21 protein-coding genes are annotated in these 24,906 nt (G+C 33.6%); 10 read left to right on the plus strand and 11 right to left on the minus strand.

The genetic code is table 11. The features are described from left to right. Positions 1-162: 162 nt before the first annotated feature. The 8 genes from groL to miaB form a co-directional block, all read right to left on the minus strand. Positions 163-1,791, minus strand: coding sequence for a chaperonin GroEL (gene groL, locus ACHRVL_RS21135; protein WP_089053993.1), 1,629 nt, complete (start codon positions 1,789-1,791; stop codon positions 163-165). 86 nt (positions 1,792-1,877) lie between these two features. Then, the gene (gene groES, locus ACHRVL_RS21140) at positions 1,878-2,153 is read right to left on the minus strand and encodes a co-chaperone GroES (RefSeq protein WP_012023920.1); all 276 of its coding nucleotides are present in this window, start codon (positions 2,151-2,153) and stop codon (positions 1,878-1,880) included. A gap of 141 nt (positions 2,154-2,294) precedes the next feature. Then, on the minus strand, positions 2,295-2,636 hold the full coding sequence (gene secG / locus ACHRVL_RS21145) for a preprotein translocase subunit SecG (RefSeq protein ID WP_089053992.1): 342 nt from the start codon (positions 2,634-2,636) through the stop codon (positions 2,295-2,297). Positions 2,637-2,639: 3 nt separating this feature from the next. Further along, positions 2,640-4,034 carry a tetratricopeptide repeat protein gene (locus ACHRVL_RS21150; protein WP_395415309.1) on the minus strand — a complete coding sequence of 465 codons (1,395 nt, stop codon included), beginning with the start codon at positions 4,032-4,034 and terminating at the stop codon, positions 2,640-2,642. 105 nt (positions 4,035-4,139) lie between these two features. Further along, positions 4,140-4,658 carry an LptE family protein gene (locus tag ACHRVL_RS21155; protein WP_395415310.1) on the minus strand — a complete coding sequence of 173 codons (519 nt, stop codon included), beginning with the start codon at positions 4,656-4,658 and terminating at the stop codon, positions 4,140-4,142. Positions 4,659-4,760: 102 nt separating this feature from the next. Further along, positions 4,761-6,017 (minus strand): sigma-54-dependent Fis family transcriptional regulator, encoded by a 1,257-nt coding sequence (locus ACHRVL_RS21160; RefSeq protein WP_089053989.1) that lies wholly within the window; start codon positions 6,015-6,017, stop codon positions 4,761-4,763. 34 nt (positions 6,018-6,051) lie between these two features. Continuing rightward, a complete protein-coding gene (locus ACHRVL_RS21165) occupies positions 6,052-6,573 on the minus strand; it encodes a YcxB family protein (protein ID WP_395415311.1) in 522 nt (173 codons plus the stop codon). An 82-nt stretch (positions 6,574-6,655) separates the two neighbouring features. Beyond that, complete coding sequence (gene miaB, locus ACHRVL_RS21170; RefSeq protein ID WP_395415312.1) at positions 6,656-8,101, minus strand: tRNA (N6-isopentenyl adenosine(37)-C2)-methylthiotransferase MiaB; 1,446 nt, start codon at positions 8,099-8,101, stop codon at positions 6,656-6,658. 320 nt (positions 8,102-8,421) lie between these two features. Here miaB and topA point away from each other — a divergent pair, with 320 nt between their 5' ends. The 8 genes from topA to ACHRVL_RS21210 all read left to right on the plus strand — a co-directional run bounded on the left by topA (position 8,422) and on the right by ACHRVL_RS21210 (position 19,410). After that, positions 8,422-10,938, plus strand: coding sequence for a type I DNA topoisomerase (gene topA / locus ACHRVL_RS21175; RefSeq protein ID WP_395415313.1), 2,517 nt, complete (start codon positions 8,422-8,424; stop codon positions 10,936-10,938). 3 nt (positions 10,939-10,941) lie between these two features. Beyond that, positions 10,942-12,093 (plus strand): formimidoylglutamase, encoded by a 1,152-nt coding sequence (locus ACHRVL_RS21180; RefSeq protein ID WP_089053985.1) that lies wholly within the window; start codon positions 10,942-10,944, stop codon positions 12,091-12,093. Positions 12,094-12,355: 262 nt separating this feature from the next. Beyond that, positions 12,356-13,759: a gliding motility lipoprotein GldK gene (gene gldK, locus ACHRVL_RS21185; RefSeq protein ID WP_395415314.1), complete on the plus strand. Its 1,404-nt coding sequence runs from the start codon at positions 12,356-12,358 to the stop codon at positions 13,757-13,759. A gap of 69 nt (positions 13,760-13,828) precedes the next feature. Continuing rightward, positions 13,829-14,476, plus strand: a complete 648-nt coding sequence (gene gldL, locus ACHRVL_RS21190; protein ID WP_089053983.1) for a gliding motility protein GldL — start codon at positions 13,829-13,831, stop codon at positions 14,474-14,476. 51 nt (positions 14,477-14,527) lie between these two features. Then, the gene (gene gldM / locus ACHRVL_RS21195) at positions 14,528-16,069 is read left to right on the plus strand and encodes a gliding motility protein GldM (RefSeq protein WP_395415315.1); all 1,542 of its coding nucleotides are present in this window, start codon (positions 14,528-14,530) and stop codon (positions 16,067-16,069) included. A gap of 45 nt (positions 16,070-16,114) precedes the next feature. After that, positions 16,115-17,104: a gliding motility protein GldN gene (gldN, locus tag ACHRVL_RS21200; RefSeq protein ID WP_089053981.1), complete on the plus strand. Its 990-nt coding sequence runs from the start codon at positions 16,115-16,117 to the stop codon at positions 17,102-17,104. 189 nt (positions 17,105-17,293) lie between these two features. Then, positions 17,294-18,283, plus strand: a complete 990-nt coding sequence (gene gldN / locus ACHRVL_RS21205) for a gliding motility protein GldN (RefSeq protein ID WP_395415321.1) — start codon at positions 17,294-17,296, stop codon at positions 18,281-18,283. Between the two features lie 77 nt (positions 18,284-18,360). After that, positions 18,361-19,410, plus strand: a complete 1,050-nt coding sequence (locus ACHRVL_RS21210) for an NAD(P)/FAD-dependent oxidoreductase (protein WP_395415316.1) — start codon at positions 18,361-18,363, stop codon at positions 19,408-19,410. Between the two features lies 1 nt (position 19,411). Here ACHRVL_RS21210 and ACHRVL_RS21215 read toward each other — a convergent pair whose 3' ends face one another. Beyond that, complete coding sequence (locus ACHRVL_RS21215) at positions 19,412-19,795, minus strand: DUF983 domain-containing protein (RefSeq protein ID WP_370432485.1); 384 nt, start codon at positions 19,793-19,795, stop codon at positions 19,412-19,414. 66 nt (positions 19,796-19,861) lie between these two features. Here ACHRVL_RS21215 and abc-f point away from each other — a divergent pair, with 66 nt between their 5' ends. Next, positions 19,862-21,775, plus strand: coding sequence for a ribosomal protection-like ABC-F family protein (gene abc-f, locus ACHRVL_RS21220; RefSeq protein ID WP_089053977.1), 1,914 nt, complete (start codon positions 19,862-19,864; stop codon positions 21,773-21,775). Between the two features lie 170 nt (positions 21,776-21,945). Here the strand turns inward: abc-f and ACHRVL_RS21225 are convergent, their stop codons facing one another. After that, positions 21,946-22,905 (minus strand): App1 family protein, encoded by a 960-nt coding sequence (locus ACHRVL_RS21225; protein ID WP_395415317.1) that lies wholly within the window; start codon positions 22,903-22,905, stop codon positions 21,946-21,948. Between the two features lie 63 nt (positions 22,906-22,968). On the opposite strand from ACHRVL_RS21225, the gene ACHRVL_RS21230 reads away from it, so the two are divergent. Next, positions 22,969-23,838 carry a diacylglycerol/lipid kinase family protein gene (locus ACHRVL_RS21230; RefSeq protein WP_395415318.1) on the plus strand — a complete coding sequence of 290 codons (870 nt, stop codon included), beginning with the start codon at positions 22,969-22,971 and terminating at the stop codon, positions 23,836-23,838. A gap of 33 nt (positions 23,839-23,871) precedes the next feature. Here ACHRVL_RS21230 and ACHRVL_RS21235 read toward each other — a convergent pair whose 3' ends face one another. Then, the gene (locus ACHRVL_RS21235) at positions 23,872-24,804 is read right to left on the minus strand and encodes a GNAT family N-acetyltransferase (RefSeq protein ID WP_395415319.1); all 933 of its coding nucleotides are present in this window, start codon (positions 24,802-24,804) and stop codon (positions 23,872-23,874) included. Between the last annotated feature and the right edge of the window lie 102 nt (positions 24,805-24,906).

Raw genomic sequence — 24,906 nt, forward strand, 5'->3', positions numbered from 1 at the left:
AGATTAAAAGATTCACACAGATTATAATCTTTTTAATCCTTTTATCCCGATAGCTATCGGGAGTGGCTAAAAAACAATTCGTGAAAATTCGTGTAATTTGTAGCAAACAAAAAAAAACGCTGGATAGAAATCCAGCGTTTTAAGTTTTAAGAAGAGAATGAATTACATCATTCCTGGCATTCCGCCTCCCATTGGCATTCCGCCAGCGTTTTCTTCTTTAATATCAATTAATGCACATTCTGTAGTAAGGATCATTCCAGAAACAGATGCAGCATTTTCAAGAGCTACACGAGTTACTTTCTTAGGATCGATAATACCAGCTTTAAGCATATCTACATATTCGTCAGTTTTTGCGTTGTATCCAAAATCGCCAGAACCTTCACCAACTTTTGCTACAACTACAGAACCTTCAAGACCTGCATTTTCAACAATTGTTCTTAATGGAGATTCAACAGCGCGAGATACAATCTGGATTCCAGTTGCTTCGTCAGCATTATCAGCTTTAAGAGAAGCTAAAGCAGCTTTTGCTCTTAATAGCGCCACACCACCACCAGCAACGATTCCTTCTTCAACAGCAGCACGAGTTGCATGTAATGCATCGTCAACTCTGTCTTTTTTCTCTTTCATTTCAACCTCAGAAGCAGCACCAACATAAAGAACAGCAACGCCGCCAGCTAATTTAGCCAAACGCTCTTGTAATTTTTCTTTATCGTAATCAGAAGTAGTAGTTTCCATCTGACCTTTAATTTGGTTTACTCTGTTTTTGATAATGTCAGCTTCACCAGCACCACTTACAATAGTAGTGTTATCTTTATCGATAGAAACTCTTTTTGCAGTTCCTAACATTTCGATAGTAGTATTTTCAAGAGTATATCCTCTCTCTTCAGAAATTACAGTTCCACCAGTTAAGATTGCGATATCTTCTAACATTGCTTTTCTTCTGTCTCCAAAACCTGGAGCTTTTACAGCAGCAATTTTAAGAGCACCTCTTAATTTGTTTACTACTAATGTAGAAAGAGCTTCTCCGTCAACATCTTCAGCAATAATTAATAAAGGTTTTCCAGATTGAGCAACTGGCTCTAAAACTGGAAGTAATTCTTTTAAAGAAGAAACTTTTTTGTCGTATAATAAGATGTATGGAGAGTCTAATTCAACTTCCATTTTCTCTGGGTTTGTTACGAAGTAAGGAGAAAGGTATCCTCTGTCAAACTGCATTCCTTCAACAACATCTACAAAAGTGTCAGTTCCTTTAGCTTCTTCCACAGTGATAACACCTTCTTTACCAACTTTAGCAAAAGCTGTAGCGATTAATTCACCAATAACTTCGTCATTGTTTGCAGAGATAGACGCAATTTGTTTGATTTTGTCAGAATCGCTTCCAACAACTTTAGCTTGAGAAGCCAAGTCAGCAACGATAGCTTCAACAGCTTTATCGATACCGCGTTTTAAATCCATTGGATTTGCACCTGCAGCAACGTTTTTAAGACCTTCTTTTACGATAGCTTGTGCTAAAACTGTAGCAGTTGTAGTTCCGTCACCCGCTAAATCATTAGTTTTAGAAGCTACTTCTTTAACCATTTGCGCACCCATGTTTTCTAATGGGTCTTTTAATTCGATTTCTTTTGCAACAGAAACACCATCTTTAGTAACTGTTGGTCCGCCAAATGACTTTCCGATGATTACGTTACGACCTTTTGGTCCAAGAGTTACTTTTACAGCATTTGCTAATGCATCAACACCACGTTTTAATCCGTCACGTGCTTCAATATCAAATTTTATATCTTTTGCCATTTTAATTTTTGTTTAAAGTTTGATTTGTTTCAAGTTATTGAAGTTCTTAATTCTTAAGACTTCGGTACTTAATACAATATGTATTTTTAGATTATCGCTAAGATGTCGTCTTCACGCATAATCAAATAATCAGTTCCTTCTAGTTTTAATTCAGTTCCTGCGTATTTACCGTAAAGTACCGTGTCACCAACTTTTACAGTCATTGTGTGATCTTTTGATCCGTTTCCTACTGCAACTACAGTTCCTTTTTGTGGTTTCTCTTTGGCAGTATCTGGAATAAAGATTCCTGAAGCAGTTTTAGTTTCAGCTGCAACAGGCTCAATAAGTACGCGGTCTGAAAGCGGTTTTATGTTTAAAGCCATGATTTTATTATGTTATTAGGTTATACGTTTTTTAATGTTCTATAAACTTTCAGAAACTGTGCCATGCTCATAAAACTGACATTATTTCTTAAAAAAAATGCCAGCTTTGACAGGCTGGCATTTTAATTTATATCAAAATTATTATTTTGTAGCAGGTGCTGCCGGAGCAGGAGTTTGCTGTGCTGGTGCAGCTGGTGTAGTTGCAGCAGGAGCTTCTGTTTTTTCAATAATTTTAGATCCTGTATCGTTTAATGATCCTGTGAAGCTTAAGCTTGAAAGTAAAATTAAAACAATCAAAATAGTTGCTAATGTCCAAGTACTTTTATCTAAAAAGTCAGTTGTTTTTTGAACACCGCCTAACATTTGAGTTCCGCTGATAGTAGAAGATAATCCTCCTCCTTTAGGGTTTTGAACCATGATTACTACGATCAATAGAAAACAAACTATTGTGATTAAAACTAAAAAAATTGAAAATGTGCTCATTGCTTAATTGTTATTGTTATTTTGTTGTAAAATCTTTATATCCGAAATGCGGTCTGCAAAGAAAGTAATTTTTTCTGGATATTTCAAAATTAATATTTCATATGCTTGTATCGCTTTGGTATATTTTTTTTGTTCTAAATATACTCTGGCTAAAGTCTCTGTCATTAAGTAAGAATTATCCTCTTTATTGATGTCGAATTGTACTGCAGGGGTTATTGCAGTCTGTTTTATTGGAGATATTTTAGGATTTGTTTCGATAAACTTATCTATTATTTCTGCCTTTTTCTTTTTTTCTTCCTCAATTCTCTCAAGTTCCTCAGCTGTTTTGGCTTCATTATTATTTGCCATGTCCTCAGTTCTGTCTATAGGTTCAGTTTTTGCCAATTGCAGCCATTCTTGAAAAGAGTGTTTTTCATTGTCAGAGAAATCTAATGGTTTTCCTATTTCAAGATTTTTCTCGGCATTTTTTACAGGTTCAGAGCTCTCTGTTTCTTTTGGTTCTTCTTCTGTTTCTACCTTATCAAAAACAACCGTTGATGCCTCTTTTATTGAACTCAAAATTGATTCTTCGATTGGAGAAACTCTTACTTCTTCGATTTCGTCGTCTACAATTTCTTCGAAGAAAGTTGGAATTGCTCCTTTAATAGGTGTAACCGCTTTCTGTTCAGTAACAGGTTCAATTGTTTTTTCTTCTGATTTTGTCACTTCTTCAAAAGTATTTAGTATTTCTTCTTCAGTAGGACTTATAATAGGGGACTCAATAATAGTTTCTGTTGGAGTGCTTTCTATTTTTTCAGCCTCTTTAAAAGTGTTTAAAATTTCTTCTTCGCTAGGGCTTGCAATTACTGATTCGCTAACAAGAGTTGTTGGTTCTTCTGTTTTTATTTTTTCTTCAAAAGTATTTGCTGCCGCTTCTTTTATAGAGCTTAAGATTGATTTTTCAATAATAGGATCAATAGGTTTTTCTATAATTTTTGCTGGTTCTTCAAATACTACATTTGAGGCTTCTTTAATCGAATTTAAAATAGACTGTTCAATTGGGTCAATTTTTGTAAATGTAACTTTGTCGATTGGTTTTGGCGAGACAATTTCGCTGTCAACAACAGTTATTTCCAGTAAATCTTGAAGCTTACGATCGTAATATTCACCTTGAATTGTGGTGAAATTTTCTGAGGTAATAAAATCAAATAATACCGAACGATCAGCTGTGTGAGCAGCAGTAACTTTTAAGGCGTAGTTATACTTAAAGCTGTTTTGGTTGTAAAGTCCTTTTAGTCGTAGTGCTCTGGCACTTTGAAAATACGGAAATTCATTCAAAACACTTCCTAATGCTTCTGCCTGCTGTTCTGTAATAGCATCGGGTTTGTTCATTAAGTAAGTATAATCAGTTACATTCATTTCTCTTTTTATTTAATCGTCTAATTATTATTGTTTTTGATTTGAAAGGTTTATCTATTAAATCATTTTATCGATTTTACGAATAAACGATTTAACTAAAAAAAACTACCATTTTGCTAATGATTCATTAAAGACATCCTGAGTAATTCTCTCAAAAATAGTTTGAATTGCTGTATTCAAAACACTGCCTGTTGGTAATTCATTTCCAGGGAAATCGAAATAAAACTCAAATGTTCTTTCGAAATCATCTGTTTCTTTCTTTTTGTTTGTGAAGCGAACATTTATACGAATCGTCAAACGGTTTTGTGCTGCTCCCACGTCACCCGTTGGTGTAACAGCAGTTGCTGTCATTGGCGTGATTCTGTAATCTACAATTTCTCCCTCGTATGTTAATTCTCCACCAGTACTTACCAAGTTTAAATTGGTTTGATTTTGAATTAAATCTTGCAATGCCAATGTAAATTGTCTGTCTATTCCGGGTTCAATCAAATCAGCGTTGTTTTGGAAAAAGTTAACTTGAAAAGTTTTCGCGTCAATTGCTCCAGTTCCCGTAAAATTGTAAACGCCGCAGCCGCTGAAAGTGGTTGCTATTAATAGAATAAAAAGATATTTTAAGTTTTTCATTTTTTATTTTAAGTATTGCTTCGCCAGTTTACTGACGCTTGGATCAAAGGTATTGATTTTTCGTTAAAAATGTTTTGGTGTATTTTTGACTCAGCACTAAAACTATAAATCAAATTGTTTAATTTTTCGGTATAAAGTTCTTTCAGAAATACCTAATTCGTCAGCGGCAGCTTTACGTTTTCCCTTGTTTTTTTCTAATGATTTTTTGATCATTTCGATTTCTTTCTGTTCTAAACGTAAAATCTCTTCTTCTTCAATAGTTTCAGCAAACAAATAATTGTCCTCAGGCATTTGATAATTTTCTTCGCGGCCTGCAGGAGTCATAACAGCAGTTCTTGGTTCTTCTTCAAAATCAATCTCACTTTCATTTTCCTGTGAACCGTATATTTTCTGAATTAAATTCGGATTAATATCTTGCACTTTTGAAGTGCCGTTCTTCATTAATTCTAAAGTCAATTTTTTTAGATCATTCAGATCGCTTTTCATATCAAAAAGGACTTTGTACAAAATATCTCTTTCGGTACTAAAATCACTTTCTTTTTTACTGTCGCTTATTACAGATGGCAGATTGCTTCCTTCAGCAGGAAGATACGATTGTAAAGTGGCTGCCGAAATATCGCGATTGGTTTCTAAAACCGAAATTTGTTCAGCTACATTTCGAAGCTGACGGATATTTCCGTTCCATCTAAATTTTTGCAATACGTTTACAGCATCGTCATCTAATTTTAAAGGAGGCATTTTGTATTTATGAGCAAAATCTGCCACAAATTTCCTGAACAATAAATGAATATCGTCATTTCGTTCACGCAGTGGAGGTAATGTAATTTCGACTGTACTTAAACGATAATATAAGTCTTCACGAAATTTTCCTTTTTCGATAGCATTAAACAAATTCACATTTGTAGCAGCAACAATACGAACGTTGGTTTTTTGAACCTGAGACGAACCTACTTTTATAAATTCTCCATTTTCCAAAACACGAAGTAAACGAACTTGTGTTGTTAGAGGTAATTCTCCAACTTCATCCAAAAAGATAGTTCCGCCGTCGGCAACTTCAAAATAACCTTCACGTGTGCTTGTTGCGCCTGTAAAAGCTCCTTTTTCGTGTCCAAAAAGTTCACTGTCAATTGTTCCTTCCGGAATCGCTCCACAGTTTACCGCAATATATTTTCCGTGCTTTCTATGCGAAAGCGAATGAATAATTCGAGGAATATTTTCTTTACCAACACCACTTTCCCCAGTCACCATTACCGAAATATCAGTAGGAGCAACCTGAATGGCTTTTTCGATAGCACGATTTAATTTAGGGTCATTGCCAATAATCTCAAATCGTTGTTTTATTGCTTGAACTGTTTCCATATGTTTTGTTTCAAGTTTTTGTTTGTTTCAGGTTTTATACTTTGCCCTTAACTTTTAAACTCTTTTTTATGTCGATTGAATTAAAAAGTTGTTTTAATTCGTTGTATTGGTTGTCTTTTAAGTCTGATTTATTAAGTACTTTGGCGGAATTTTTTTCTAGATATATTAAAAACCAATCCTTTTTTTCTGTTATCTTTTTGAGATCTTTCCAAAAGAATTTCATATTGAAACTATCTCCAACTTCTTCCATATAGTTCTCATTGAAATGAATTGATAGGTTTTCGTTTAATCTTGGATTTTTAAATATTCTTTTTGTGTGTCTATAAATAGAGTAGATGATTAGTAAAGGATATAATAAGATGAAAACAAATGAAGAAGTAAAAATATCCTTCAAATTGACTTCATTTGAAAAAATGTTTGTCACATTAACCAATATAATCAAAAAAATAACAACAGAGATTATTACGAAGGCCGGTCTTGTCAAATAAATATATAAATTAGCTTTAAAATAATCTTTGAAAGTAAAACTTGGCTTTACAATAATTTCTTTTTCCATATTTTAATTATAGATTAAATTTTGATTTTTTTTTTTTTTTTAATTTTAAGTCAAGTTACATAAAACTTGAAACAAATAAATCTTAATTCATTTCACTTAGACTAACCGCTTCACCTTTTAAAGTTCCACTGGTACAGCTTGTAATTTTTACGTTTACGAAATCTCCAATTTTGTAACTTTCTTTCGGGAAAACCACTGTTATACTTTGAGAATTTCTTCCAGAGAATTCTTCTTTTGATTTTTTAGAAACTTTTTCTACCAGAACTTCAACAACTTGTCCAACAAATTCCTCACTTCTAAACCAAGCGTGTTTTTGCTGTAAATCGACGATTTCCTGTAATCTTCTGGCTTTAGTTTCTTCTTCAACATCATCTTCCATTTTTCTTCCTGCCAAAGTTCCTGGGCGCTCAGAATACGAATACATATAACCGAAATTATATTTCACATATTCCATTAAACTCATAGTATCTTGGTGATCTTGTTCCGTTTCTGTTGGGAAACCAGCGATCATATCTTGTGAAATCGAAGCATTTGGAATAATCGCTCTAATTTTGTCAATCAAAGCCATATATTCTTCGCGAGTATGCAGACGATTCATTTCTTTTAAAATTCGGTTACTTCCAGATTGAACTGGCAAGTGAATGTGTTTACAGATATTTGGATATTTCGCAATAACATGTAAAATACTCTCGTGCATATCCTGCGGATTCGATGTTGAAAAACGGATACGCATTTTAGGAAAACCAACCGCAACCATTTCAAGTAATTGGTCAAAATCAACCGCAGTGGCTTTTTGCATTTCAGAAGCATTTACAAAATCTTTCTTCAAACCGCCGCCGTACCAAAGGTAACTGTCAACGTTTTGGCCTAAAAGTGTAATTTCTTTAAAACCTTTATTCCATAAATCCTGAATTTCAGCCATGATACTTTGCGGTTCACGACTGCGTTCACGTCCGCGTGTAAAAGGTACAACGCAGAATGTACACATATTATCGCATCCGCGAGTGATCGAAACCAAAGCTGTGATTCCGTTGCTCATTAAACGAACCGGCGAAATATCTCCGTAAGTTTCTTCTTTTGATAAAATTACATTTATGGCGTCACGACCTTCTTCGACTTCTGCTAATAAATTAGGAAGGTCTTTGTAAGCATCAGGACCAACAACAAGATCGACTATTTTTTCTTCCTCTAAAAATTGACTTTTTAAACGTTCAGCCATACAGCCTAAAACGCCTACTTTCATTTTAGGATTTGTACGTTTTACTGCGTTGTATTTTTCTAGACGTTTACGAATCGTTTGTTCGGCCTTGTCACGTATAGAACAAGTGTTTACCAAAACCAAATCAGCCTCTTCAAGAACTGAAGTTGTATTGTATCCGCCGTCAGACAAAATGGAAGCTACGACCTCGCTGTCTGAAAAATTCATTGCACAGCCGTAACTTTCTATAAAAAGTTTTTTAGTATTCTCAGGTTTATTTTCTAAAACAAGATTTTCGCCTTGTTTGCTTTCTTCAATAATCTTTTCCATTGTAAAAATTCAAAGTGCAAAGATAGCGTAAATACGGTCAATATGACAAGATGGCAGGGAAAGAATTAACAAATTTAATTTTCAAAGATTATAGTTCTATTTTTAGATTAGAAAAGGAATATAAATGGTTGTTTAAATTCATAAATAAAAAGCATATTTCTCGGTTATCGAATAGTAAAAGTTACACCTATATATATTATAAAGAATAGTTCAGATAAATCTTCAATTTTAAGAAACATAATACTAAAATAACTCAAAAATGAATTGACGAGGTTAATATTTAAAAAAAATAAATACTTTTGTTGCAGAAAAATAGAGCAATGGCAAAGAATTTAGTAATAGTGGAGTCACCTGCAAAGGCGAAAACAATCGAGAAATTTCTAGGGAACGATTTTCAGGTGGAGTCAAGTTATGGTCACATAGCCGACTTACCATCAAAGGAAATAGGAGTAGATGTAGAGAATGGTTTTAAACCTAAATATGAAGTTTCTCCAGATAAAAAAGCCTTGGTAAGCAAACTTAAAACACTATCTAAGAATGCCGAAACGGTTTGGTTAGCAAGCGATGAGGACCGCGAGGGGGAGGCTATTTCTTGGCACCTGGCGGAAGAATTGAAACTTGATAAAAAGAAGACAAAACGTATTGTTTTTCATGAGATTACAAAATCGGCGATTCTTAAAGCAATCGATAATCCAAGAGAAATTGATTATAATTTAGTAAACGCACAACAAGCACGTCGTGTTCTGGATCGTTTAGTAGGTTACGAATTATCTCCGGTTTTATGGAGAAAAATCAAAGGCGGACTTTCAGCAGGTCGTGTACAATCAGTTTCTGTGCGTTTGATTGTGGAGAGAGAGCGCGAAATTCAAAACTTTAATGCAGTTGCAACGTATTCAATTGTTGCCGAGTTTGTAAACGAAGCTGGAAAAGCTTTTAAAGCAAAACTGCCAAAAAACTTCAATACTAAAAAAGAAGCCGAAGATTTCTTAAATAAAAATATCGGTTCTAAATATAAGGTAGCTGATTTAGAAACTAAACCTACCAAAAAATCTCCAACAGCACCTTTTACAACTTCAACGCTGCAACAAGAAGCAGCGAGAAAATTGTATTTACCAGTTGGAATCACCATGCAGTTAGCTCAGCGTTTATACGAAGCCGGACTTATTACTTATATGAGAACGGACTCGGTAAATCTTTCAAAAGAAGCAATGGATGCTGCTGAAGCTGAAATTATAAAATCATACGGGAAAGAATTCTCGAAACCGAGAGTTTTTGCAAACAAGAATAAAGGGGCACAAGAAGCGCACGAAGCAATTCGTCCGACTGATATGTCTCGTCACACGGTAAACATTGATCGTGATCAGGCTCGTTTGTACGATTTGATCTGGAAAAGAACTTTGGCTTCACAAATGAGTGATGCGCAGTTAGAAAGAACAAACGTGAAAATCGAAGCAGATAATCACAGCGAAATTTTTACAGCTTCAGGAGAAGTTTTGCTTTTTGAAGGCTTCTTAAAAGTTTATTTGGAAGGTCATGATGATGATGAAGAGGAACAAGAAGGAATGCTTCCCGCATTAAAAGTAAACGAAAAACTGGCTAACAATTATATTACAGCTACAGAACGATATTCAAGACCGCCGGCACGTTATACTGAGGCATCTTTGGTGAAGAAACTAGAGGAACTTGGAATTGGGCGTCCGTCAACTTATGCGCCAACTATTTCAACTATTATCAATAGAAATTATGTTGAAAAAGGAACTCTTGAAGGTCAGGAACGTAATTATACGCAGCTTACTTTGCAAAATAGCAAAGTAGGAGAGAAGCTTTTGAAAGAAAACACTGGTTCTGATAAAGGAAAATTGGTTCCAACAGATATCGGAACTATTGTTACTGATTTCTTGGTTAAAAATTTCGGAAATATTTTAGATTATAATTTTACTGCAAAAGTTGAACAGGATTTCGATGAAATTGCCGAAGGAAATATCGACTGGGCAAAAATGATGCAGGATTTCTACAATAAATTTCACCCAAATGTAAAAGAAGTTGAGGCAAATGCTGAACGCGAAAGCGGTGAAAGAATTCTAGGAAAAGATGCTGACGGAAGACAGGTTTCTGTTCGTTTAGGAAAATTTGGTCCAATGGCTCAAATTGGAGAAGCAGACGACGAAGATAAAAAGTTTGCCAGCTTAATGGCAGATCAAAACATTGGAAATATAACGCTTGAAGAAGCTTTGAATTTGTTTTTGCTTCCTAAAAATTTAGGCGAATATAAAGGAGAGGAAGTAGAAGTCAGCAACGGTCGATATGGTCCGTATGTTCGTCACGGAAGTGTATTTATTTCATTACCTCGTGGAGAAGATCCTTTAGGGGTTTCAAAAGAAAGAGCACAGGAATTAATTGACGAAAAAGCACTTGCTGATGCGCCAATTGCGATGTATAAAGGAGAACCTGTTCAAAAAGGTGTGGGGCGTTTTGGTCCATTCATCAAATGGAATGGTCTTTTTGTAAATGTGAGCAAAAAATACAATTTTGATAATTTATCTCAGGCTGATGTTGAAGAACTGATTGAAGATAAATTGCAAAAAAATATAGATAAAGTACTTCACAATTGGGAAGACGAAGGGATTTTGGTTGAGAAAGCGCGTTGGGGGCGTTCAGTGATTACAAAAGGTAAAATCAAAATTGAATTGAGCAAAGATGTTGATGCAACAAAATTAACATTGGCAGAAGTTCAAGAAATGATTGCCAAGAAAACTCCAGCAAAAAAAGCGCCAGCGAAAAAAGCGGCAACAACTAAAAAAACTCCAGCTAAAAAACCAGCTGCTAAAAAGAAATAATAAATGGAATTTGATTTTCTACAACCGTTAAATGAAGGTATGGTAAACTTCATTAGTTCATTGTCTTCACAAGAACTCGGCAGTAAAATTGTGTTGCATACACAAGATCAATTTCCTGATATTGATAAAATTAATATTGCTATTGTCGGCGTTCTTGAAGACCGCCGAAATATCAATATGATAAATGAAGTAAACCTTACTGCGGTTCGTAAAAAACTGTACGGAATGTTTCCTGGTAATTGGGATGCATCTATAGCTGATCTTGGGGATATTCTTGCAGGTGATTCAGTAGAGGATACTTATTTTGCCGTAAAAAAAGTTACTTCGACTTTAATTAAGAATAAAGTGATTCCTATAGTCCTTGGAGGTTCACAGGATTTGACCTATGCTTTGTATCGTGCTTACGATGATTTAGAGCAAATGGTGAACTTGGTTTCTGTAGATAATAGGTTTGATTTTGGTAAAGAAAACGAACTGGTTTCAGCTAATTCTTATCTGACTAAAATCATTATTGATGCGCCAAATAATCTTTTTAACTACTGTAATATTGGTTATCAGACCTATTATAATTCACAAGAAGAAATTGATTTAATCGAGAAGTTGTTTTTTGACGCTTATCGTTTAGGTGAAATCTCAAATAAAATTACGCTGGCTGAACCAGTATTCAGAGATGCTGATTTAGTGAGTATTGATTTGAATTCTGTTAAGTCTTCTGCTTCAGGTAATGTTGTTACTTTTGAGCCAAATGGTTTTAATGGAAAAGAAATTTGTGCTTTGGCGAGATATGCTGGAATTAGTGATAAAGTTTCTTCATTTGGAATTTTTAATCACAATAGTACAGCGCAGGAATCGCCTATTATTGCTCAAATTGTATGGTATTTTATTGAAGGCTATCATTATCGTTCAAAAGAGTATCCTTTTGGAAGCAGAACGAATTACTTAAAGTACATTGTGCCTTTGGAAGAAGAGGAGTTGGTGTTTTATAAAAGTGATAAAACAGACAGATGGTGGATAGAAATTCCATTTGAAACAAATGGCAGCAATAAACTAAAAAGAAATACGTTATTACCATGTTCATATGAAGAATATTTGAGTGCTTGCAACCAAGAATTGCCAGAAAGATGGTGGAAAGCACAGCGAAAAAATGCTTTGTAGAACAAAAAATCAATAGAATTCTTAATTTTTTTGAATTACAAAATATTACAAAATATCTTTTAGTAAGATAAGGTTTATATATGATAAAAAAACGTGTTTTACGTCGATTTTTTCGGTTAGTTTGTCGATGAAATATTTTTTTTTTATTTTATTTAACATTATTTTTGAACGGTAAAATAAATTTCGCGAGTAGTATTGTTTTTTAGATAAATAATAAATACGTTTACGAACTATAATAATGAATAGATAATCCCAAATTTATATGAAGAAGTTTATTGCATTTACAGCAATGTTAACACTAGTAATTGGCTGTGGTAAGTCAGGTGACAAAGGTGAGTTAGTCGGTGTTACAGGAGGGAAATGGCATCCTGAAAAGCCTTACGGAATGACATTGGTTCCGGGTGGATCTTTTATTATGGGTAAATCAGATGCTGATTTAGCTAATGTGGAAGATGCTCCAACTAAATCAGTAACGGTTCGTTCATTTTATATGGATGAAACTGAGATTACTAACAGTGAGTATCGTCAATTTGTAGAATGGGTAAAAGATTCTACAATGAGAGTTCGTTTGGCTATTTTAGCTGATGAAACTGGTCAAAAAAGTACTGGTGGTAAAGGCAGTAAAGGAGGCAGTATAGCTGATTATGCATTTAATGATTCTGAGCCGGATAAAATGACAGCTTATGATAAATACATGTATGATAATTATTATAGTGTAGGAACAAAAGATGATCCGTATGCTGGTAGAAAATTAAACAAAAAAGTTAAGTTAATAAAAGATACAAAAGCTTATCCAGATGAGTATTATGCTGAGGTAATGGATTCGATGTATTTGCCAATTGAAGAATCATACAATGGTTTAAGAACAATTGATGTAAATAAATTGAAATTCCGCTATTCTTGGATGGATATTCAGGCTGCAGCAAAAGCTAAAGTTGGAAAAAGAAAAGACTTTGTTAAAACAGAGCAAGTAAGTGTTTATCCAGATACAACAGTTTGGATTAAAGATTTCGCTTATTCATACAATGAGCCAATGCATAATGATTATTTCTGGCATAAAGCTTACGGAGATTATCCAGTAGTTGGTGTAACTTGGAAACAAGCTAAAGCATTTTGTGCTTGGAGAACACTAAACAAAAACGGTTATATTAAATCAAAGAAAAAAGGACGTGATTTAGTTAATGCATTCAGATTGCCAACAGAGGCAGAATGGGAATATGCCGCTAGAGGTGGTCTTGAATCTGCAACTTACCCTTGGGGAGGTCCTTATACTAAAAGCGATAGAGGTTGTTTCTTAGCAAACTTTAAGCCTAACAGAGGAGATTATGCAGCTGACGAAGCTTTGTATACAGTTGAAGCAAAATCATACGATCCGAATGGTTACGGATTATACAATATGGCAGGAAACGTTTCAGAGTGGACAGATTCAGCTTACAATCCAAATGCATACGAATATGTTTCTACAATGAATCCTAATGTAATTGATGGAAACAATCAAAGAAAAGTTGTTCGTGGTGGTTCATGGAAAGACGTTGCTTATTTCCTACAGGTAAGTACACGTGATCACGAATACGCTGATTCAGCAAGAAGTTATATTGGTTTCAGAACTGTACAAGATTACATGGGAACTCAAGTAACTGGAAACGGAACAGCTAAAAAGAAATAGTATATTACAATTAAAATCAATACAAATCCAAATCGAATCTATTTAAATTAAAACCTAAAAAAAAGAATTATGGCATTATTAAGTAAAAAAGCAATGAATTTCGCTTATGGTATGGGAGCGGCAGTAGTAATTATTGGAGCTTTATTCAAAATTACTCACTTTGAATTGGGGCCATTAACAGGAACTGTTATGCTTTCAATCGGATTGGTTACTGAAGCAATAATTTTTGCATTATCTGCTTTTGAACCAGTTGAAGATGAACTAGACTGGACTCTTGTTTATCCTGAATTAGCTAACGGTCAAGCGAGAAAAAAAGCTGAGAAAGTAGAAACTCCAACTGATGCCCAAGGATTATTATCTCAAAAATTAGATGCAATGTTAAAAGAAGCTAAAATTGACGGTGAGTTGATGTCAAGCTTAGGAAACAGCATCAAAAACTTTGAAGGAGCTGCAAAAGCAATTTCTCCAACAGTTGATTCTATTGCAGGACAAAAGAAATATGCAGAAGAAATGTCTATGGCTGCTGCTCAAATGGAATCATTAAACAGTTTATATAAAGTACAATTAGAAAGTGCTTCAAGAAACGCACAAGCAAACAGCGAAATCGCTGAAAATGCTTCTAAATTAAAAGAACAAATGCAATCTATGACTGCAAACATTGCTTCATTAAACAGTGTTTATGGTGGTATGCTTTCTGCAATGAGTAACAAAGGATAATTAGTTTTTGACTATTATATTAAATTTATTAATAAGAACTAATTAGAAAAAATGGCAGGAGGAAAATTAACCCCTAGACAGAAGATGATTAACCTGATGTATCTGGTTTTCATCGCAATGTTAGCAATGAACGTATCAAAAGAAGTTATATCTGCTTTTGGTCTAATGAACGAAAAATTTGAAGGTTCAAATAAGAGTTCAATTGAAACAAACAAAGGATTATTAACTGCTTTAGATCAAAAAGCTGCAGAAGCAAAAGGAGAGTTTACAGCAGCAGCAACAACAGCTCATAAAGTAGAAACAATTTCAAAAGAATTTTATGATTATATAGCTACTCTTAAAGCACAGGCCGTTAAAGGTTTTGAAGTTGATAAAGCAACAGGAAAAATGCCTTACGAGTCTATGGACAGAGGTGATAATATCGATGACTGGTTTACAGGAGACGGGTACACTAAAAAAGGTACTGAAATTATCGCTAAAATCGAAAAATACAAATCAGATATTAAAGCGGCTTTAGGAACAGATAAAAAATATGCTGCAATTATTTCAGAAGTTGAAAAAAAATTCGACGTTTCTGATGTAAAAAATAAAGACAGAATTAAAGAAAAATATTTAGCTTATCACTTCAAAGGATTTCCTGCAATTGCATCTGCTGCAAAGCTTTCAGCTTGGCAGAATGATGTTCAAAAAGTTGAAGCAGATGTTTACAACAGTGCTTTAGGAAAAGCGGCAGTTGCTGCGGCATCTTACAGCAATTATCAAGCAATTGTTGTTTTAGATAAAAATGCTTATTTCCAAGGAGAAAAAGTGACTGGTAAAGTAGTTTTAGGTCGTTATGATGAAAATACAACACCTACTTCATTCCAAGGGCCAGGACAAATTGTTAATGGACAAGCTGTTATTTCGTTAACTGCAGGTGGTGTTGGAGAGCAAGACATTAATGGACAGTTCACTTTCTTAGAAGATGGAAAAACTATTCCGCTTAAGTTTTCTGGAAAATATGTTGTTGTACCACGTCCAAACTCTGCTACAATTTCTGCTGATAAAATGAATGTTGTTTATAGAGGAGTTGTTAACCCAATCTCTGTATCATTCGCAGGTGTTGATGCTAATAAAATTGTTGCAAGTGCTCCTGGTTTAGCTTCAGCTGGAAAACCTGGAAAATATAATATGAGCCCTGGTCAAGGTACAGAAGCTACAATTTCTGTAACAGGAACATTACCAAATGGAGATAAAGTAACAGATAAGAAAACGTTCAGAATTAAAGGTATTCCTGGTCCAACAGGAACAATTAGAGGTGAGATGGGTGTTGTAAAAGGACCTAAATCTAACTTAGAAATTGCTACTATTGGAGCTAAATTACTTGATTTTGATTTTGAAGTTGGTTTAGATGTTGTAGGATTTAATATGAAAATTGCTGGACAGCCTACGGTTGTTGTAAGTGGAAACAGATTAAATGCTCAATGTAAACAAGTTCTTTCTAGAGCTGGTAAAGGAGACCAAGTTACTATTTCTGAAATTAAAACTAAACTTGTTGGAGCTGGTAGTTATTTATTGCCAAGAACTGCTCCGGTAATTTACGAAATACAATAATATAAGTAGTGAAAACTACATTCAATATCTTATAATGATACCACGATGAAAGTAAGAAATTTTTTAATAGCTATTGTTTCTATCGCTGGAGGTTTAACTTCTAATGCGCAATCTAATTTGCTTAACGCGAAAACACCAGCCCAAATTGGACTTAAAACTCCTGCTCAGCTTATCTCTGATAACGATAAGCCCTTAGCTTATGGTTATGTGGATGATAGAGATGTTTTGATGGGAAAAACTACTTGGGAAATTATTGATTTAAATGAAAAAATCAATTTTCCATTATACTTTCCTATTGATACAGCTAATATTGGTTCAGATAGACGTTCTCTTTACGACGTTTTGACGAAGGCTATCAAAAAAGGGAAAATAACTGAAGTGTACAGCGATAGTTATTTCAATACTAAAAAGTCTATGAAGGACATCGAAGGTGCATTGTCTCGTATTGATACAACAGATGCTGGTAGAGAATTAATCAACCAATATCCGGATGATTATAAAACACGTGTCGTTAAGAAAAAAGTTGTTACTGGTACTGGTAAGAAAAAAGTTGTTTCTTACGTAGACGAAACAGTTGGTCCAACAAGATCTGTACCTGCAGAATATATTTTGAAACAAGACTTGACTGCTGCTGATGTTACACAGTACAAGATTAAAGGATATTGGTACTTTGACAAACGTCAAAGTGAATTGAAGTATCGTTTGCTTGGAATTTGCCCTGTAACGCCAGATGTTTATACAATGAACAGTGACGAAAAAGATTATATCGAATTATTCTGGGTTTTCTTCCCAAATGCACGTGAAGCGCTGCATGAAGCAAAAGCTTTCAATGATAACAATTCGGCACTTCCAATTTCATTTGATCAGATATTAAATTCTCGTCGTTTCAACGCAGTTGTTTACAAAGAAGAGAACTTGTATGGAGACAGAGCAATCAGTGATTATATGAAGGATAATGCTCAAAATCAGTTGTTAGAATCGGAGCGAGTAAAAGAGAAGATTCGTAACTTCGAGCAAGATATGTGGAACTATTAAGTATCTATATTAAATTTTAAGAAAAACTCTTACTACCTTTGTAGTAAGAGTTTTTTTATTTTGTCTGCATTTTAAAGAGCTTCGGATTTAGTTGTTTTTTAAGGTTGAATTTATTTTTCAACTTGTTGTAGGAAAAATAACAACAAACTTTGTATTTTTACGTTATAATGTCTTAATAATATGATTATGATGAAAGTAACAAGGTTTTTAATGTTTTCTGTTTTTATTGTGGGAAGTTTTGCTTCAAATGCACAATCAAATTTGCTTAATGCTAAGACAGTTGATCAAATTGGGCAAAAATCTCCTGGAAGGCTTATTTCTGATAACGATAAGCCATTATCTTATGGCTATGTGGATGATAGAGATGTTTTGATGGGCAAGACAACATGGGAGATCATTGATCTAAATGAAAAGATCAATTTTCCGTTGTATTTCCCTGTAGATACTGCAAACATTGGTCCAGATAGGCGTTCGCTTTATGATGTTTTGACAAGAGCAATCAGAGAGGGTAAAATAACCGAAGTATATTCGGATAGTTATTTTAATACCAAAAAATCAATGAAAGATATTGAAGGTTCGTTGACTCGTATTGATACTACAGATGCAGGAAGGGAACTTATTAATCAATATCCAGATGATTATAAAACTCGTGTTGTAAAGAAAAAAGTAGTTACCGGAACCGGTAAAAAGAAAGTTGTTTCGTATGTAGACCAAACCGTTGGTCCAACAAGAACAGTTCCTGCCGAGTATATTTTGAAGCAGGATCTTACCGCTGCTGATGTTACACAATATAAAATTAAAGGATATTGGTATTTTGATAAACGTCAAAGTGAATTAAAATATCGTTTGCTTGGAATTTGTCCTGTTACGCCAGACGTTTATACTATGAATAGTGATGAAAAGGATTATATCGAATTGTTTTGGGTATTTTTTCCAAATGCTCGAGATGTTTTGAATCAGGCAAAAGCTTTTAATGACAAGAATTCTGCAGCACCAATTTCATTTGATCAGGTTTTAAATTCTAGACGATTTAATGCTATAATTTACAAGGAAGAGAATATGTATGGCGATCGTGAAATTAAAGATTATATGAGAGATAATGCACAGCAGCAATTGTTAGAATCTGAACGAGTAAAAGAGAAAATTCGTAACTTCGAAGAAGATATGTGGAACTACTAATGCTCTAATATTAAATTATAAGCGAAACTCTTACTACCTTTGTAGTAAGAGTTTTTTTTATCTTATCTATACAACACATGTTTGATTATATTATCGTTGGATCTGGTTTAGCTGGAATTTCATTTGCAGAGATTGCACTTAGAAACAACAAATCTATTTTAGTAATTAGTGATAACTCTCAAAATTCATCTCGAGTTGCAGGAGGATTATATAATCCTGTTATTTTAAAGCGCTTCAGCGAGGTTTGGAAAGCAGAAGAGCAGCTTGTATTAATGGAAGATTTTTATAATCATGTTGAAACTAAACTAAAAACAAAATTTAATTTTAAACTGCCAATTCTTAGAAAGTTTTTCTCTATAGAAGAGCAAAACAATTGGTTTGCAGCCTCAGATAAACCTCTTTTGGCACCATTTCTTTCAACGAATTTAATCTTTACAAAATATTTTGGTATAGATTCTCCCTTTGATTATGGTGAAGTTTTACATACTGGTTATGTTGACACCTCACTTTTATTAGATAAATATAAGGAGTATCTCTTAGAGAATAATTTGTTATTGCAAGAGACATTTGATTATTCAAAAGTAACAATTAATGATAATTCAGTTCAATACAAAGGATATCAAGCAAAAAATATAATTTTCGCAGAAGGCTTTGGGCTTCATGCCAATCCTTTTTTTCAAGAATTACCACTTGATGGTACAAAAGGAGAGCTTCTTATCATAAAAGCACCAGAACTAGATCTAGATGTAATTGTAAACACCAGTGTCTTTATTTTGCCTTTAGGCGATCATTTGTACAAAGTTGGAGCAACTTATAATTGGAAAGACAAAACAGATCTGCCAACAGAAGAAGGTAAGACTGAATTAGTCGAACGAATTAAGGAAATTATCAATTGTGAGTTCGAAATCGTATCTCATTTTGGCGGTGTTCGTCCAACGGTTCGCGATAGGCGACCTATTATCGGAACACATGATAAACAGCAATCACTTCATTTACTGAATGGTTTAGGTACGCGAGGTGTTATGCTAGGTCCTGCAATGGCTAAAGATTTATTTGATTTTATCGAAAACAAAAAGCCGTTAGATCCAACAATTGATATTCAGCGATTCTATAAAAAGAGAAAATAAGTTACTTTCGATTTGTTTCTGGATCATAAGAAACAAACATATTAATGTATAAGTTTCTAGAAAGTCGTAAAACGAATGGAAACAATAGAATTAGTGTAATTACTATGGCTATAAAAGACTGTTCAATATTGGCTCCAAAAAACACAAATGAAACAATAAAAGCAGCAATTCCTACTGCAACATTTAAACCATAACTTACATACATTGCGCCATAAAAAAACGAAGGTTCAATTTGATATTTGAAACCGCAATGGCTGCAATTCTCGTTCATTTTTAGAACATTAGTCAAATGAAGCAGGTTTTTGTCTGAATACATGCTCTCATTTTGACATTTTGGACAACTTCCTGTTAAAATACTATTTAGTTTGGATCCTTTTTTTAACATTTGCAAAAAATTTAAAACAAAGGTACATTTTTGTACGAATACTGCTTGCAACAATAGTCACAAATTATGCTTAATATACACAATCTTTCGGTTTCTTTTGGAGGAACATATTTATTTGAAGAAGTTACTTTTCGTTTAGGTGCCGGCGACCGCGTAGGTCTTGTTGGTAAAAACGGAGCTGGTAAATCGACAATGCTAAAAATGTTAGCAAGAGATTTTGCTCCAGATTCAGGAGTTATCTCTCAAGAGAAAGATATCAGAATGGGATTTCTGCGTCAGGATATTGATTTTGAGCAGGGAAGAACCGTACTTGAAGAAGCCTATGAAGCTTTTACCGAAATTAAGGTTGTCGAAAAAAAACTGGAAGAAATCAATCATCAATTAGTTACCAGAACTGATTATGAAAGTGAAGAATACAGTCAGATCATCGAGGATTTATCTGATTATACACATCGTTTTGATCTTTTAGGAGGTTATAATTATGTTGGAGATACAGAGAAAATTCTTTTAGGACTTGGTTTTAAAAGAGAAGTGTTTAATAATCAAACCGAAACGTTCTCTGGAGGCTGGAGAATGCGTATAGAATTAGCAAAATTACTTTTGCAGGCAAACGATGTATTGCTTCTAGATGAGCCAACCAATCACTTAGATATCGAAAGTATCATTTGGTTAGAGAACTTCCTTCGTAATTATCCTGGAGTTGTAGTAATTGTATCGCACGATAAAATGTTCCTTGATAATGTTACAAACCGTACAATCGAAATCTCTTTAGGAAAAGCATACGACTTTAATAAACCGTATTCTCAATATTTAGAATTGCGTCATGAAATTCGCGAAAAGCAACTAGCAACGCAAAAAAATCAGGCAAAGAAAATTGAAGAGACAGAAAAATTAATCGAGAAATTCCGTGCAAAAGCTTCAAAAGCTTCAATGGCGCAATCGTTGATTAAAAAGTTAGATAAAGTTGAACGAATCGAAGTTGACGAAGACGATAATTCAGTAATGAATATCTCATTTCCAGTTTCAAAAGAACCTGGAAAAGTAGTTATTGAAGCCGAAGATGTTACAAAAGCTTACGGCGATAAGACGATTTTAAAAGATATTAGTTTATTGGTTGAACGAGGCAGTAAAATTGCCTTTGTCGGTCAAAACGGACAAGGAAAATCGACTTTTATTAAAGCATTGGTTAATGAGTTTGAGTACCAGGGAAATATCAAACTAGGACATAATGTGCAATTGGGTTATTTCGCACAGAATCAAGCGGAATACTTAGATGGCGAAATTACTTTGCTTCAAACTATGGAAGATGCGGCGACAGATACGAATCGTTCTAAAGTTCGTGATATGTTAGGTTCGTTTTTATTCCGTGGCGACGATGTAGAGAAAAAAGTAAAAGTACTTTCTGGAGGAGAACGTAACCGTTTGGCACTTTGTAAACTGTTATTACAGCCAATCAATGTGTTGTTAATGGATGAGCCAACAAACCACTTAGATATTAAATCTAAGAACGTTTTAAAGGCCGCTCTTCAAAAATTTGGTGGAACTTTACTGTTGGTTTCTCACGACAGGGATTTCTTGCAAGGAATGTCGAATATCGTTTATGAATTCAAAGATCAAAAAATCAGAGAATATTTAGGAGATATTAATTTTTTCTTAGAACAGCGTAATTTAGAAAATATGCGTGAAGTTGAGAAAAAAGATGTTGTAAAAACAGCAGCTCCAAAAGAAAACAATAAAACTTCTTATGAAGATCAGAAAAAAGGAAAAGCGCTTCAAAACCGTTTGAGTAAAGTAGAGAGTCAAATCAAACAATTAGAGAAAGATATTCAGCATGACGATAAAATGCTGGCTTCTAATTATGACAAACATATTGAAGATGCTTCATTCTTTACTGCTTACAATAAAAAGAAGCAGGATCTTGACCAATTGCTTTTAGACTGGGAAATAGTTCAGGAAGAGATTGATAACTTTAATGCTTAATATAGATTTGTTTCAAGTTTAAAGTTTCACGTTACAGAACCTGAAACCTGAAACAAAAAATAAACATATAAACCTTTGGCAAAGTTTCAAACTTTGTCAAAGGTTTTTTATACTTCGCTCAGCCTGAAAATTCTATATCACTTCCTACTTTATTTACAGCTAAAAACTATTTAAATAATCCCAATAGATTTAGAATGCGCAATTGCTTCGCTGCTTTCCTTAAAATAGCAAACGGCAACATCTAAAGATTCTAAATTTTGCAGCACTTTTTTTACTTCACTCTTCTGAGATTTACCAGTTTGTCTTATGTAAACAGCAACTACAGTAACAGGGAAAATTTTACAAATTCGTTCATATAAAACCGGATCTTGCTGTGAATCGTCACCCAATAATACATATTTAAGATTGGGATAGAATTCTAAAACGTGTTTTATTTTATCAAATTTATGATCATGATTACCCCGTCCGCTCATAAAAAAGTCAGTAAGACTTCGTTTAATGTCTTTTAATAGAATTACAGCTCTCGGTAAATGGTGTATTTTGGCAAATTTTACAATAAATCGGTATAAATTCCATTCACTGCTTGAGATAAAGAAAAAAGCATTTTCGCCCTCAGTATTATGACGTCCGGCAGAACTTAAGGCTTGATAATGCGATACAACATCTTTGAAGACTCTGCGGTCATTTACATTTTTAAAGAGTAAAATGTATATTTTCCTAAAGATATTCTGAGTATGCGAAATCAAAAAAGTATCATCAATATCAGATATAATTCCTAGATTTCCTTTATGCGGTCTAATGAAATTTGCTTTTGAAACAATAATTTTAGATTCATATTTTATGCTTACTTCATACTCGATCCATCCAAAATGCGTTTCCTTTTCAAGCGGAATACAAAATTTAAAATAACCATCATCCAATGTTTTTGTGTGAATCTCTTGGTTACCGTATTTTAAATAAACATCAAAATTTTCAAGCGTTTTTATCCTAAACTGATTGATAATCGAGCTGGCATTTTTGAAGTTTTTTTTCTGAAAATCGTAGTCGTAAGTTCTTTTAAAGACATGCCCCATTACAATTAATTCCTCTTCATTGGCGTAACCTCGATATAATTGTAAAATTGGTTTCATTAATTCCGTACTTTTATAGAGTACTGTAAATTAATTATTTTAATTGGTTTTAAAAATAAAATTTTGAAAAAGAATATACTATTTGTTGTAAATCCTATTTCTGGAGATCTTGATAAAACAGATTTAATCGATGCTGTTAGAGAATTTGCAGCAGTAAATCATTTTAATTTGAAGGTTTATGAAACCACAGGGAAAAATGATCTAAAAGAAATACAAACACTATACAATCAATATAATCCAGAACGAATTATTATAGCTGGAGGTGACGGAACCATTAAAATGGTGGCGGAAGCAATGGAGCAATACGACATAATTCTGGGAATTTTACCTGCAGGTTCTGCTAATGGTCTTTCAGTCGATTTAAACTTACCATCAAGTATTGAAGAGAATCTCAGAATTGCATTTTTGCACCATTATATCGAGATGGATATGATTTGTATAAACGGTAAAAAAAGTATTCATTTAAGCGATCTTGGATTAAATGCCAACTTGGTAAAAAACTACGAGCAAAGTGATTTAAGAGGTTTTTGGGGATATGCCTTACAGGCGTTTTCAGCTCTAAAAGAGTCAGAGGAACCTTTTATTGCAACTATTTTGGCCAATAATGAAGAAGTTGAGCATACGGCTAGAATGCTTGTAATTGCCAATTCACAAAAGTATGGAACAGGAGTAGTCATTAATCCGAATGGAGCGATGAATGACGGAAAATTTGAATTAGTAATTTTAAAAAGTCTCGATTTATTGTTGATCGGAAAAATTATTACAGGTAATATGCCAATTGATTCTGATGATATTGTTATTATTTCGACAGATAAAGCAACAATAAAAACAGACTATCCAGTCAATTTTCAGATTGATGGTGAATATTGTGGAGCACAGACTAATCTAGAAGTTCATATTTTGCATAAGCAGATGAAAATAGCAATTCCGTAAGTAAAAATTGAACTTTGCCAAAGTTTTTTATAACTATTTAAAAGGATTTCGTTCCTGCCATTCTGTTTTAGGTTCCAGATAATTAAAAAATCTGGCAATATTGTGATTGATTAATGCATTGCTGTGCGTAATTAAACCATACATTTTTACTGGTTTTGCACCAACAGAACTTTTAATTTCAAGAGCGGTTCTAGCAAATACAATTGATGAAAAACCTTGATTAATGGAATAGGCAATCATATCATAAAGCATATTTAAATAAAGCATTTTTTCGCGTTGAATACTTTCATCATACCCTAAAAAATAGGTGTCCATTACAGCACCATTTTTTATCAATGTATTAAAGCCAATTAGTTTTTCATCTAGAAAATAACCGTAAAGCAAAAAATCATCTTTCATGATTTCTTTAAAAAAGCTAAAATGATTTCGAGCTAAGAAAAAAGTATTAAAAGGCGCATTTTTTGCCACATGAAAATACAACTCATAAATAACATCTTCATATTTTCGAATATCAGCAAGTGACATTTTTTTCTTTTCGACTCCTTCAGATTTTTTTCGAGCCCGCTTGTACTGATCTCGATATTTTTTTGACAAAGCATCGATATAGTTTTGTTCGGTTTTCCAATTTTTATTGATTTCAAAAACCATATTGGGCTGCGTCGAAAAAGTATAATTGTTTTTAAATTCGGCTTGTAAAGGCTCAATTTCTTTTGCAGTAAAATCTTTTATACTCGTTATATGCACTTTTTTACCTTGTGCTTTTAAATCTTTTTTGAGCTGTGTAATTGCTTTATGAAGTGTTTTAATTGCTTTTACCTCTTTTATGTTTGGACTAAAAGCAAAAGCATTTTGACCTGTCAGCATATTATTGCCAACAAATAAAACGTGCGATGCAAAGTTTTTGAGAGCAAAATTGCGGACAGAAGTTTTTAAGCATTGATTGATTATTCCGGTGAAAGTGTACACCTAATTCCGGTTTAAACTGGACAGTTTATTCTTTAGAAAATGAAGAGTTATTTTACTGATGTTTTTCTTGGTTTAAAATTAGGTAAATTTTTTACTGCTTTT

It is taken from the genome of Flavobacterium sp. FlaQc-28 (assembly GCF_044007415.1).
Taxonomy (GTDB): domain Bacteria; phylum Bacteroidota; class Bacteroidia; order Flavobacteriales; family Flavobacteriaceae; genus Flavobacterium.

What these genes read in the sequence shown, in the direction of transcription:
- gldM (WP_395415315.1), top strand. Translation starts at nt 14,528, where the DNA reads ATGGCAGGAGGAAAATTAACCCCTAGACAGAAGATGATTAACCTGATG.
- gldN (WP_395415321.1), top strand. Translation starts at nt 17,294, where the DNA reads ATGAAAGTAACAAGGTTTTTAATGTTTTCTGTTTTTATTGTGGGAAGT.
- ACHRVL_RS21210 (WP_395415316.1), top strand. Translation starts at nt 18,361, where the DNA reads ATGTTTGATTATATTATCGTTGGATCTGGTTTAGCTGGAATTTCATTT.
- ACHRVL_RS21180 (WP_089053985.1), top strand. Translation starts at nt 10,942, where the DNA reads ATGGAATTTGATTTTCTACAACCGTTAAATGAAGGTATGGTAAACTTC.
- gldK (WP_395415314.1), top strand. Translation starts at nt 12,356, where the DNA reads ATGAAGAAGTTTATTGCATTTACAGCAATGTTAACACTAGTAATTGGC.
- ACHRVL_RS21225 (WP_395415317.1), bottom strand. Translation starts at nt 22,905, where the DNA reads ATGAAACCAATTTTACAATTATATCGAGGTTACGCCAATGAAGAGGAA.
- gldN (WP_089053981.1), top strand. Translation starts at nt 16,115, where the DNA reads ATGAAAGTAAGAAATTTTTTAATAGCTATTGTTTCTATCGCTGGAGGT.
- secG (WP_089053992.1), bottom strand. Translation starts at nt 2,636, where the DNA reads ATGAGCACATTTTCAATTTTTTTAGTTTTAATCACAATAGTTTGTTTT.
- miaB (WP_395415312.1), bottom strand. Translation starts at nt 8,101, where the DNA reads ATGGAAAAGATTATTGAAGAAAGCAAACAAGGCGAAAATCTTGTTTTA.
- ACHRVL_RS21165 (WP_395415311.1), bottom strand. Translation starts at nt 6,573, where the DNA reads ATGGAAAAAGAAATTATTGTAAAGCCAAGTTTTACTTTCAAAGATTAT.
- groL (WP_089053993.1), bottom strand. Translation starts at nt 1,791, where the DNA reads ATGGCAAAAGATATAAAATTTGATATTGAAGCACGTGACGGATTAAAA.
- topA (WP_395415313.1), top strand. Translation starts at nt 8,422, where the DNA reads ATGGCAAAGAATTTAGTAATAGTGGAGTCACCTGCAAAGGCGAAAACA.
- ACHRVL_RS21160 (WP_089053989.1), bottom strand. Translation starts at nt 6,017, where the DNA reads ATGGAAACAGTTCAAGCAATAAAACAACGATTTGAGATTATTGGCAAT.
- abc-f (WP_089053977.1), top strand. Translation starts at nt 19,862, where the DNA reads ATGCTTAATATACACAATCTTTCGGTTTCTTTTGGAGGAACATATTTA.
- ACHRVL_RS21215 (WP_370432485.1), bottom strand. Translation starts at nt 19,795, where the DNA reads ATGTTAAAAAAAGGATCCAAACTAAATAGTATTTTAACAGGAAGTTGT.
- groES (WP_012023920.1), bottom strand. Translation starts at nt 2,153, where the DNA reads ATGGCTTTAAACATAAAACCGCTTTCAGACCGCGTACTTATTGAGCCT.
- ACHRVL_RS21150 (WP_395415309.1), bottom strand. Translation starts at nt 4,034, where the DNA reads ATGAATGTAACTGATTATACTTACTTAATGAACAAACCCGATGCTATT.
- ACHRVL_RS21155 (WP_395415310.1), bottom strand. Translation starts at nt 4,658, where the DNA reads ATGAAAAACTTAAAATATCTTTTTATTCTATTAATAGCAACCACTTTC.
- gldL (WP_089053983.1), top strand. Translation starts at nt 13,829, where the DNA reads ATGGCATTATTAAGTAAAAAAGCAATGAATTTCGCTTATGGTATGGGA.